Source organism: Halomonas sp. DP5Y7-2, assembly GCF_019802025.1.
In the GTDB taxonomy this organism is placed as follows: Bacteria; Pseudomonadota; Gammaproteobacteria; order Pseudomonadales; family Halomonadaceae; genus Halomonas; species Halomonas litopenaei_A.
Window position 1 is genome coordinate 230319 of sequence record NZ_JAHVHY010000002.1, and the last position, 12231, is coordinate 242549.

A 12231-nucleotide genomic window follows, 5' to 3' on the forward strand; every position below is an offset into this window, starting at 1 on the left:
CAGCATCACTGGTCCGATAGAGGCTCGCTATTGTCACCTGCCGAGGATGACGCCGCAATGACCCTGTCATTGCTCGGCGGTAACGCGCCTCGCGGCCGCCACTGGCCGGCCACCGCTCAAGCGCTTAGATGACCTCGTCATCGTCTCCGGCCACCACGGAGAGGATCTCTTCCGTCACCGGGTCCACCTCGATACGAAAATGAATGGGTGCGCAGCACTGAGAGCAGTCCTCCCAGGTTTCGTGGCTGCCCTGGGACGTGTCCACCAACACCTCGATGGTGGCATCGCAGTAGGGACAGTCGAGCGTCCACTCAGGCAATGTCGATTCATGCATGCCACGCCTCCGTGGTTGGCCAAGGCCTGTCGAAGGACCCACCATGGGGTTGGCCGACGCTGCTTTCAAGGCCCGATCCGGCACCCGATTTCATCACCATGGTTGAATAACGCAACTATGATGACCAAGTACTACTAAGGGATCTGCCGCAAGACCTCGCCGATCCCCGCGAACCTGGACCGTTCGACTCAATGCCTCAGGAGGAAAGCATGAGCAGTGATTCCCTACCGGATACTCGCCAGACCCTCGACGTTGGCGGGACGCAGTACGATTACTACAGCCTCGCCCAGGCCGCAGACGCCCTGGGGGATATCCAGCGCCTGCCGATGACCCTCAAGGTGCTGCTGGAAAACCAGCTGCGCTTTGCTGACGACGAGAGCGTGTCCAAGGAAGACCTGCAGGCCTTGGTCGACTGGCAGAAGGAAGGCCGCTCCGACCGTGAGATCGGCTACCGCCCGGCGCGGGTACTGATGCAGGACTTCACCGGGGTTCCGGGGGTGGTCGACCTGGCGTCCATGCGCGCTGCCGTGGAAACACTCGGGGAAGAGCCTTCACGGATCAATCCGCTGTCACCGGTCGATCTGGTGATTGACCACTCCGTCATGGTCGACAAGTACGGCGACCCATCCGCCTTCAAGGACAATGTGGCGCTGGAGATGGATCGCAACCGTGAGCGTTACGAGTTCCTGCGCTGGGGGCAGGATGCCTTCGACAACTTCCGCGTCGTTCCTCCGGGAACCGGCATCTGTCACCAGGTCAACCTGGAGTACCTGGGCAAGACGGTGTGGACGCGGGATGACAATGGCAAGACCCTGGCCTACCCCGATACGCTGGTCGGCACCGACTCCCACACCACCATGATCAACGGCCTGGGCGTGCTGGGCTGGGGCGTCGGCGGTATCGAGGCAGAGGCGGCCATGCTGGGACAGCCCGTCTCCATGCTGATCCCCGAAGTCATCGGCTTCAAGCTGACCGGCAAGTTGCGTGAAGGCATTACCGCCACCGACCTGGTACTGACCGTCACCGAAATGCTGCGCAAGAAGGGAGTGGTCGGCAAGTTCGTCGAATTCTACGGTGACGGCCTCAAGGACCTGCCGCTGGCTGACCGCGCCACCATCGCCAACATGGCCCCCGAGTACGGCGCGACCTGCGGCTTCTTCCCGGTGGACGATGAGACGCTGAACTACATGCGCCTGTCGGGCCGTGACGAGGCACAGATTGCGCTGGTCGAGGCCTATTGCAAGCAGCAGGGTCTGTGGCGAGAGCCGGGCCACGAGCCGATTTTCACCGATACCCTGGCGCTGGACATGGGCGACGTCGAAGCCAGCCTGGCCGGCCCCAAGCGCCCACAGGACCGGGTTGCCTTGAGCCAGCTCGCGCAGACCTTCGAAAAGCTGATGGCCGACGAGGGGACGCCATCGTCCGATAGCCGCAATGACAAGCTGGGCTCTGAGGGTGGCCAGACCGCCGTCGGTGTCGAGCGCAGCTATCGCCATTCCAGCAGCCAGGACGTCAACTACAAGGGCAAGGATTTCAGCCTTGACCCAGGCGCCGTGGTGATTGCCGCCATTACTTCCTGCACCAACACCTCCAACCCCAGCGTGATGATGGCCGCCGGCCTGCTGGCCCGCAAGGCCAAGCAAAAGGGCCTGACCACCAAGCCCTGGGTCAAGACGTCGCTGGCCCCCGGTTCCAAGGTGGTGACCGACTACCTGGCCGCAGCCGGGTTGCAGGATGATCTCAACGAGCTGGGCTTCAACCTGGTCGGCTACGGCTGTACCACCTGCATCGGCAACTCCGGGCCGCTGCCGGAACCCATCGAAGAGGCGGTGAAGGACGGGGACTTGACCGTGGCCTCGGTGCTGTCCGGTAATCGCAACTTCGAGGGCCGGGTGCATCCGCTGGTGAAGACCAACTGGCTGGCATCACCGCCCCTGGTGGTGGCCTTTGCCCTGGCCGGCAATGTGCGCTGCAACCTGGACAAGGACCCCATCGGCGAGGATAGCCAAGGTGAGCCGGTCTACCTGAAGGACATCTGGCCATCCCAGGCCGAGGTGGCCGAGGCCGTCGAGAAGGTCAACACCGAGATGTTCCACAAGGAGTACGCGGAAGTCTTTGATGGCGACGAGGTGTGGAAAGCCATCAAGGTGCCGGAAAGCGAGGTCTACGAGTGGGACGACAACTCCACCTACATTCAGCACCCGCCCTTCTTTGAGGGCATGGGCAAGGAGCCGGCCAAGGTCGAGGACGTCAAGGACGCCCATATCCTGGCGATGCTTGGCGACAGTGTCACCACGGACCACATCTCCCCTGCCGGCGCCATCAAGCCCGACAGTCCGGCTGGCCGCTACCTGCAGGAAAACGGGGTCAAACCCGTCGACTTCAACTCCTACGGCTCTCGCCGGGGCAACCATGAAGTCATGATGCGCGGCACCTTCGCCAACGTGCGCATTCAAAACGAGATGCTCGATGGCGTGGTCGGCGGCGAGACTCGCCACGTGCCCAGTGGTGAGCAGATGGCGATCTACGATGCGGCCATGAAGTACCAGCAGGAAGGTACACCGCTGGTGGTGGTCGCCGGCAAGGAATATGGCACCGGGTCCTCCAGGGACTGGGCCGCCAAGGGGACCTTGCTGCTTGGGGTACGCGCAGTGCTGGCGGAATCCTACGAACGCATCCACCGCTCGAACCTGATCGGCATGGGCGTGGTGCCGCTGCAGTTCCCCGAAGGCGAGGACCGCAAGTCGCTGGGCATGACCGGTGACGAGACCGTGTCCATCGAGGGGCTGGATAGCCTGCGTCCCGGTGGCAAGGTCAAGGTGACCATCAAGAGCGACAAGGGCGAGAAGACCTTGGATGCGCTATGTCGTATCGACACCGCCAACGAGCTCGAGTACTACCGCCACGGCGGCATTCTGCACTACGTCCTGCGCAAGATGATCGGCGCCGCCTGATCAGCCAGCCAGGAGCCCTCGCTCCTGGTGTTATCGCCATAAAGACCCTGCTCCGGCAGGGTCTTTTTTGTCTGTGCCGCTAGCGGCAGGCTGGAAGCTGCAGCTAAAAACACAGAACCCTGCCGACCGGCAGGGTTCCTCGTGTGGTGTTGACGTGCGGGATGATTAGAAGGCGCGACGCCGATAGTCCCTGTAATTCGGACTCCAGCAGCTCTTCTCGATATCCCGACGCAACTTGGTGCCGTCACTTTTCAACGCCACCCCTTCATGCTGGGCCTGGGCCGCGACGTCGAAGGCGATGGACTTGGAGATCTCGCGGATACGCGACAGCGGCGGCAGCATGGCGCCCTCGCCTTCCTTGACGATCGGGGCTTCACGCGCCAGCGCACGGGAGGCGGCCATCAACATGGCGTCGGTGACCCTGCGGGCGCCGCTGGCCACCACTCCAAGGCCAATGCCTGGGAAAATGTAGGCATTGTTGCACTGGGCAATGGGAATGGTGCGGCCGTTGATCTCGACCGGGGCGAAAGGACTGCCGGTGGCGACCAGCGCATCACCGTTGGTCCACTCCAGCACGTCAGCGGGCACCGCTTCAGCACGGGAGGTCGGGTTCGACAACGGCATGATCAGCGGCATCTGGCAGTTGGCATGCATCGCCTTCACCACCTGTTCGGTGAAGATGCCCTTCTGTCCGCACACACCAAGCAGCACCGTCGGTTGCACCTGCTTGACCACCTCCAGCAGGTCCTGGCCGTTCCAACCTTCGACTGACTGTGCGGGGTGTGCCAGGCGCCGCTGGAAGTCTCTCAGCCAGGTCTGATCATCGGTGACCAGGCCCTCGCGATCGACCATGTAGACGCGCTCACGGGCCTGGGACTCGGTCAGCCCTTCGGCCATCATCGCCACGACCACCATCTCGGCAATCCCGCAGCCGGCAGAACCGGCACCCACGAAGACGACCCGCTGACGAGCCATGCCTTCGCCACGCGCCTGGCATGCTGCCATCAATGTCCCCACGCAGACCGCAGCGGTGCCCTGGACATCGTCATTGAAGCAGCACATCTCGTCGCGATAACGCTCCAGCAACGGCATGGCGTTGGCCTGGGCAAAATCCTCGAACTGCAGCAATACCTTGGGCCAACGACGCTTCACCGCCTGCATGAAGGTCTCGATGAACTCGTCGTACTCTTCCTGGCTGATGCGCGGATGACGCCAGCCCATATAGCGGGGGTCATCCAGCAGCTGCTGGTTGTTGGTCCCTACGTCCAGCATGATCGGCAGGGTATTGGCGGGGCTGATGCCGCCACAGGCGGTGTACAGCGACAGCTTGCCGATGGGAATGCCCATGCCGCCGATGCCCTGATCCCCCAGGCCCAGGATGCGCTCGCCGTCGGTGACCACGATCACCTTGACGTTATCCTTGGTGGCACTTCTGAGGATGTCATCCATGTACTCGCGATCCGGGTACGAGATGAAAAGGCCCCGGTGGTTGCGATAGATATTGGAGAATTCCTCACAGGCCTTGCCGACCGTGGGGGTGTAGATGATCGGCAGCATCTCTTCGAGATGGCCGGACACCAAGCGGAAAAACAGCGTCTCGTTATCGTCCTGAATCGCCCTCAGATAGATATGGCGGTCCAGATCATTCTGGCACTGCTGGTACTGGTGATAGGCGCGCTCGACCTGCTCGTCGATGGTCTCGACGTTCTGTGGCAACAGGCCAATCAGGTTGAACTGCAGACGTTCCTTCTGGGTGAAGGCACTACCCTTGTTGAGCAGCGGCATCTCCAACAGAGAGGGGCCAGCGTAGGGAATATAGAGGGGACGCTTAGGTTCTGTGCTCATCTCTCGTCTCGTTTGGTGACTCGGTCAAGGGACTCTTGTCAATCGCCCTTCTCAGGGGGCTCGGTCGAGTCCGAGTACTCTTGCGGTACCCTTTGTGCCCACTCTAGCACGCCAGCGAGCAGGCCCCAGGAAAAGCGGTGGTGCTAGGGGACAGTCATGCGCAGTTTGGCTCAGACCCCAGGAGGCCGACCATAAGGATGCTGCCCCCGTGGGCCGGAGCCAGCATCCCTTGCGGCGTCAGACGAAGCGGCCAAGGCCTGAGGCAATGCGCAGGCGGTCCATCAAGGGAGCCGCCTCGGCCCGGGCACGCTCAGCGCCCTTCTTCAGCACTGACTCGATGTGGCCTGGGTCTTCCATCAGGGCGTGATAACGCTCCCGAGGCTCGCGCAGCTGCTCGTTGAGCAGCTCGAAAACGCGATTCTTGGCATCGCCCCAGCCGATACCGGCGACGTAATCGTCTCGCATGGCCTGAGTATCGGACTCGCTGGCAAACGCAGAGTAGATCTGAAACAGCGTACAGCTGTCGGGGTCTTTCGGCTCGCCGGGCTCGAGCGAATTGGTCTTGATCTTGCGCACCAGCTTCAGAAGCTTCTTCTCAGGCACAAACAGCGGAATGGTGTTGTTGTAGCTCTTGGACATCTTGCGTCCGTCGAGTCCACCAAGCACCTGCACGCGCTCATCCACCACCGCCTCGGGCAGCGTGAAGAAGTCTCCTTTGTACAGGTGATTGAAACGGCCAGCCATGTCACGCGCCATTTCAATGTGCTGAATCTGGTCACGCCCCACCGGCACACGATTGGCCTGGAACATGAGAATGTCCGCAGCCATCAGCACCGGATAACCGAACAGGCCCATGGTGACGCCCTTGTCCGGGTCCTGGTTGCCCGCCTCTTCATTGTCTGCCACGGCGGCCTTGTAGGCATGTGCGCGGTTCATCAAGCCCTTGGCGCAGACGCAGGACAGCATCCAGGTCAGCTCGGGAATCTCAGGAATGTCGGACTGCCGATAAAAGATGGCATTGTCGGTATCGAGCCCAAGAGCCATCCAGGTCGCTGCGATTTCCAGGCGTGATTGCTGAACCCGCTGGGGATCCTGACACTTGATCAAGGCATGCAGGTCGGCCAGGAAATAATAGGACTGGACGCTCGGATCGAGACTGGCTTCGATGGCAGGCTTGATGGCACCAACATAATTGCCCAGATGAGGCGTACCGGTCGTGGTAATACCGGTGAGAACCCGGGTCTTGTCGGAGGCTGCGGAAGTAGCGGACATGAACGACACTCTGTATCGGCAAATGCCCGCTATGGTAACGCCAAGGCCGAACGATGGCGACCTGCCCGGCCACATTGCGTCGTGCTGCCAGCAGCGACGCAGTGGACATGCTCAGGGCTCGCCAGTGGAGCGGCGAGCTCTGCCCATCGGGAACAGCGCAGCCCGTCAGCTTAGAACGCTGTCGACACTGACCACAGGAAGTGAGAACGCCTCGCCCACAGCCGCATAGGTCAGCTTGCCGTCGTGCACGTTGAGCCCCGCCGCAAAATGGCGGTCTTCCGCCAGCGCGCGGCGCCATCCCTTATCCGCCAGTGCTACCACAAAGGGTTGCGTGGCATTGGTCAACGCCTGGGTCGAAGTGCGCGCGACCGCACCCGGCATATTGGCCACGCAGTAGTGCACGACGCCATCGACAATATAGGTGGGCGCCGCGTGGGTGGTCGGCCGCGAGGTCTCGAAGCATCCCCCCTGGTCAATGGCCACGTCGACCAGCACCGCACCAGGCTTCATGTCGGCCAGCATGGCCCGGGTAATCAGCTTCGGAGCTGCCGCCCCAGGCACCAGCACCGCACCAATGATCAGATCGGACTCGCGCACCGCCTCATCCAGCGCATCGGCGCAGGAGAACACCGTTTTCATGCGCCCTTGATAGCGGTCATCCAGTGTTTCCAGGCGGGGAATCGACTTGTCCAGCACAGTCACCTCGGCGCCTAGACCCAGCGCCATACGGGCCGCGTTTTCGCCGACGACACCACCACCAATCACGGTGACCCGGGCCGGAGCGACGCCTGGCACGCCTGGCAATAGCACGCCAGCTCCACCCTGCGCCTTCTCCAGACTATGGGCACCCGCCTGTACCGCCATACGTCCTGCAACAGTGCTCATCGGGGCCAGCAGCGGGAGCCCGCCTTGGGCAGCGGTAATGGTTTCATAGGCGATGCAAGTAGCTCCGCTGTCCAGCAGACCCTTGGTCAGGGTTTCCTCGGCAGCCAGATGCAGATAGGTAAACAGGGTATGCTGGGGTCCTAGCCGAGCCACCTCTTCCGGCTGCGGTTCCTTGACCTTGAGAATCAGCTCCGCCGCCTGAAACAAGGCCTCGACGTCGGCCTCGATGGAGGCACCGGCGGCGATGTAGGCATCATCGCTATAGCCAGCACCGTCACCGGCACCGGACTGGACCACCACCTGATGACCACGCTCGCTCAATTCCCGCGCACCACTAGGCGTCAGCGCGACACGGTACTCATGGTTCTTGATTTCCTTGGGTACGGCGATCTGCATGATGGCGTTCTCCACACGTGATAACGATAGCGAGCACCTGTAGTGCTTTTCTCTTCATCACCAGTGAAGCACAAGATTTTTTTGCGGTGGAAGCGCCCCATCAAAAACGGAAAAATCCTTAAAAAGACAGCGACCAGGCAAAACAACCCTCTTCCGTCAGAGGGTTAAACAGCAAGACAGACTGGCAAGGCTGGGGGGGGAGGAGCGCAGCCCCCTCCCGAACGTCACGGCGTGGCAGCGAGCTGGGAGGGGGGCACTTCAAGAGGGTGGAGAGGTTCTTCGGCTTCTGCTCACACCTTCACTTAGTAAAGGGCAAGAAACGCCTTGATCGTATCTTTTAGCGCCATCTCCAGGGGCTGGCTTTCGTCTGTTGCTACTAGTGGATAGACACTCCTGATAAAACGCCTCACTCCATTCACCTCAGCATCAATATAAATAATAAATATCGATGCATCGTTGGGGTTTTCCTCCTCCGAGTACACGCCCCTTAAATACTCCTCACCTGAGAAATATTCTTCAAACTCATTCTGGTCCATGACCGTGAAGCTAAAATCCGCCTCATGGTTCATCATCGATGTCGCTACGGCTGCACCGATAAGCCCGAAAACACTACCTGCTGCCTGAGCTTTTAGCGCCTTTCGCATATTCGAATAGATAACAAAATGATGAACCTTGATTTCAACAGCATCCTCGTCAGGCGAAATAGCATCAAATGCCATATGCTGAAACAGCCTTAACGGAGACGGGTCTGTCGCATCATGATTCACACGGTATATACCGTAGGCATCGCTTGTCACTAGATAACTGAAGGTTTCCAACTCTGACTCTGAAGCCGGCCTAGAATCATGAATAATCACCGACTCCGATTCATGCAAATTATGTACATCCATTTTCATCGGACTGGCGGAGCACCCCACAAGCGCCAAGGCCAACATCAACCAAACCATACATCGCATCTTCACACTCCAGAACATTGTTATTTTCAACAAAAGATAACCTAAGCGTTGATCAAGGCAGAGCTACTACCGAAAGAGCTTAGCCGCAGGTTCTAAGGTCAACACCTGCGCACAAAGACTCCGCCTGTGGCACGCACAATGTGATGTCACACCTGCTTTTTTCATGCCGATACGATAATAGAGACACAGCCATCCGCCATTAGCATTAGCAGCTGGCGTCCTATCGATCGAGCAACATCACTGCCTCCGCCATCATAGAGCTGAGGCGGTCGCGCCCTGCCCCCCCCCTGTCGACAGCAAGCTCAAAGTACGACAATTAACCGAGGGGTTACCAGGCAGAATTATCCTGAATCCAGCATTCGAACGAACCACGTTAGTCACTATCGAGCAATCAAAGAAAAAGCAGAACAGAGTCATTTAAACCGATATCCTAGCTCGCCCTTTGGTGGGCGAAAAAAAGATAACTATCACACTATCTTGAAGTGCCCCCCTCCCGCGCTGCACAGGCTATAGTGCAGCCATCAAGAGGATGACATAAGAAACAAACCTACCGTGAAACGCTAGACTGTGAAGCGTAAGGCCGCTAATTAATGCAAACATCATCGCTGACGGTATGGTTCAGGGCGTCGCCGGTCTAAACCAGGCAGCCCTGTCTCAACCGCACAGGCATTGAGGTCCTTGGTGGCATGAAGGGCGTCGCCAAATGCTCCAGACTCCGGTAGATGCAATGAAGGACTGGCAGAAGAAGCGCCCGGAGCTATTTACCAAGAAAGCTTAGCCGCAAATTCTGAGTGCAACACCTGACCAAACCGGGAAGGTGTTGTATTTATGGCCTAATCCGGACTCTGCACTGAAGAAAGCGCCATGATCCAGGTTAGCCTCGAGCAAGGCTTGAGCATCCGGAAGATGGCGGCTCTGCTCCAGCGGTCTCCGTCGACGATTAGTCGGGAAATCCGTCGAAACGGCTCGCCCGATGGCCGATACCGTGTACCATATGCACAACAGCGTCGCCGAGATCGCAGGGCCGTCTGTCGGCCAAGGCGAAAGCTGCTTTCTGAAAGCCCCCGCTTCGCCTTGATTCAGCACATGTTGCGTCGACGCTTGTCTCCCGAGCAGATCAGCGGCAAGCTCAAGTATATGACTATCCCTAACCTCCGAGACGCCTACGTCGCCGTGAAACAATTTACAACGCTATCTATGCGTTGCCCGTTGGCGAGCTACGAAAAGAGCTGATCCACTGCTTACGGCAAGGAAAGTCCACCCGAAAGCCTCGGCGAGGGCAGGTCGATCGGCGTAATCAGATCCCTGATATGGTCAGCATTCATCTTCGTCCTCCCGAGGTGGAAAAACGTGAATTTCCTGGGCACTGGGAAGGCGACCTGATCAAAGGCAAGGGCAATGTATCCGCTGCTGGTACCCTTGTCGAACTGAAAAGCGGCTACCTGATCCTGGTGAAAATGGATGATGCGACCGCCACCTCCGCCGTGGAAAGTTTCAGCGCTGCACTGAACCTCATGCCACTGGCGGCACGGAAAAGCATGACATTTGACCAGGGGCACGAAATGACACGGCACAGAATACTGGCGTTGCCATCTATTTCTGTGACCCACACAGTCCGTGGCAAAGAGGCGCCAACGAAAACATCAATGGGCTCATACGACAGTACTTGCCCAAGGGGACGGACCTATCGATCTACAGACAGCAGGACCTGGATGACATCGCGCTGGAGCTGAACATGCGTCCACGGAAACGTTTCGACTTCAAGTGCCCCATTGAAATGATGAGTGAGCTAATGGCGAAGTACCATGAAGCTCCTCCATCAACCATTGATCGTGCTGCACTCAGAAACTGTATCCGCCAAGTCATTAATCATCCGGGACTTGACATCTACCTGCCGGCCCCAAAGTACTGCGGTTATTCTATGACTCCAGGATGATCAGTGGGCAGAGGGCGAAGTACTATGAGGTCCTCAATCGATCCATTGATCGTGTTGTACGCAAAAACTGCATCCTCCCTAATCTATTGCTCTACTATTTAAAGCTAAAGGACCTAGTTCGGTCACTGTGAAATATCTCGTTCTGATATCGCTAGCAGGCTCCAGCCCGCCAAAGAATTCGTCAACTTTAACGAAAGTCGAAATTGACAGCAATATCTCTTTAATTTCAGTCATATATATGTCTAACTCACACCACTCACATTCAAAAAACATATTCATGTCAATGCGAGCCACACTATTACAACTAACAAAAAAAATCTTATAAAAACAATAGACAACGTGAGATTATCCGAGATCTCTAACTCTCGAATCACTGTAGAAATATAAATGCTTTCCTCACACCTCTCCATTTTATAAACAATTTCATCAGTGAAACCACTATAGTATTCGCATTTTTCCCCATCAAATAGCGAAACCTCAAACGGTTCACGTGATTTACTCCACAAGTGTTGCATAAGCTTACCTAGATCTTGTATTTCGACGCCTTCTACAACAGCTTCAAAAGAGTCTTTCATATTCTATCAATCGATAAATCTCTTAATCTCCCCATCTGAGTTCAATCTTATTTCCCGACCATCATCAATCTTAGGCATCTTGAGAAGAAATAGTGCGAACTACTGGCATTTCAGTGCATAGTACCTCAACCCAGTCATTCTGAGTCAACACAGCCACATGGATAATGCTGTCTTCCAAGTAAACACCGCAACTTTGCTCTTGGAACCAGTCAAGGAAATCCGATCCTGTTACAATAACTATAGGCCCTATTGGCTCGTCACTTTCTTCCACATCCCAAGACATGGACAAGTAACTTCCTTCGTCCATACTTCTAACTGCCAAATTAGAATAACCAAAATCAACTTCAAAAATTTGTCGATGACCACTACCAAGCTCGGCCACACAAACTCTACACCCACGCTCATCCAACTGTAACGAAACAAAGTCAATCACAGAAGGAAGCTCAAGAGGGATTCTATGGTGAGTTCTTTTCTTCACGACTAATACCTAATTTTAATTCGTGTTCGATCAAGATTTTGAATCTCAAGAGTTGGCTGACTAAAATGCCCTGGAATTCTCTCTGAACTTCTCGAGCGTACTACAACCTTTCGTCCATCTGACAATGTCCCAACTCTTCCAGACCCACCGGAGGGCATAGAAATCTCTCGAACATTACTCAGACCAAGCGAGTCAAAGTCAGCATTTGCCCTGTCATACCCACCATTTTTCTGGAACTGAATGCTCTTTCCACCAGTACTTGGCAATCGAGAGCCTTGAGAGAGCAAATCATCAACAGTCTGTCTTAGTGAAACACCCGCCGCCCCCGATACCCGCGACTGCAGCAACCTTCTAATCCCCGACGCCGCAGCCTTGGCTGCAACACCACCACCCGATAGCGTCAGTACAATGTCAACATCGGTGGTGTCGACTTCAGCGCCGCCCCCCATGGCACTCCAGTAGGCCTGATCATACACCCTGGTGGTATCGGCGGAGCCAGCGCTGCCAATCGAAGCCATCTCGTCCTGATGCTGGACAGTTGCTCCCAGACTATACGCTGAGTCGAGGCCAGTTCCCCAGTAACTCGACTCCACCGTTCCA

General features: G+C 57.2%; 8 protein-coding genes and 1 pseudogene. 2 read left to right on the plus strand and 7 right to left on the minus strand.

Annotation, left to right across the window (positions count from 1 at the left end; all coding sequences use genetic code 11):
- Positions 1-124: 124 nt before the first annotated feature.
- Entirely contained in the window at positions 125-334 is a 210-nt protein-coding gene (locus KUW18_RS03595) for a CPXCG motif-containing cysteine-rich protein (RefSeq protein ID WP_206940345.1), read from the minus strand.
- A 209-nt stretch (positions 335-543) separates the two neighbouring features.
- On the opposite strand from KUW18_RS03595, the gene acnA reads away from it, so the two are divergent.
- On the plus strand, positions 544-3288 hold the full coding sequence (gene acnA, locus KUW18_RS03600) for an aconitate hydratase AcnA (protein ID WP_206940347.1): 2745 nt from the start codon (positions 544-546) through the stop codon (positions 3286-3288).
- A 165-nt stretch (positions 3289-3453) separates the two neighbouring features.
- On the opposite strand, the gene KUW18_RS03605 is transcribed toward acnA, so the two are convergent.
- The 4 genes from KUW18_RS03605 to KUW18_RS03620 all read right to left on the minus strand — a co-directional run bounded on the left by KUW18_RS03605 (position 3454) and on the right by KUW18_RS03620 (position 8633).
- Complete coding sequence (locus KUW18_RS03605) at positions 3454-5133, minus strand: NAD-dependent malic enzyme (protein WP_206940349.1); 1680 nt, start codon at positions 5131-5133, stop codon at positions 3454-3456.
- 237 nt (positions 5134-5370) lie between these two features.
- Positions 5371-6405, minus strand: a complete 1035-nt coding sequence (gene trpS / locus KUW18_RS03610; protein ID WP_206940351.1) for a tryptophan--tRNA ligase — start codon at positions 6403-6405, stop codon at positions 5371-5373.
- Between the two features lie 165 nt (positions 6406-6570).
- The gene (gene ald / locus KUW18_RS03615; protein ID WP_206940353.1) at positions 6571-7686 is read right to left on the minus strand and encodes an alanine dehydrogenase; all 1116 of its coding nucleotides are present in this window, start codon (positions 7684-7686) and stop codon (positions 6571-6573) included.
- Positions 7687-7988: 302 nt separating this feature from the next.
- The gene (locus KUW18_RS03620; RefSeq protein WP_206940355.1) at positions 7989-8633 is read right to left on the minus strand and encodes a hypothetical protein; all 645 of its coding nucleotides are present in this window, start codon (positions 8631-8633) and stop codon (positions 7989-7991) included.
- Positions 8634-9506: 873 nt separating this feature from the next.
- Between KUW18_RS03620 and KUW18_RS03625 the strand changes: the two are divergent.
- A pseudogene (locus KUW18_RS03625) lies at positions 9507-10464 on the plus strand (IS30 family transposase); the annotation flags it as partial.
- A 759-nt stretch (positions 10465-11223) separates the two neighbouring features.
- Here the strand turns inward: KUW18_RS03625 and KUW18_RS03630 are convergent.
- Together KUW18_RS03630 and KUW18_RS03635 are read right to left on the minus strand one after the other, a co-directional pair.
- On the minus strand, positions 11224-11631 hold the full coding sequence (locus tag KUW18_RS03630) for a hypothetical protein (protein ID WP_206940357.1): 408 nt from the start codon (positions 11629-11631) through the stop codon (positions 11224-11226).
- Between the two features lie 2 nt (positions 11632-11633).
- The coding region (locus KUW18_RS03635; protein WP_222560817.1) for a hypothetical protein at positions 11634-12231 on the minus strand (598 nt) is incomplete at its 5' end.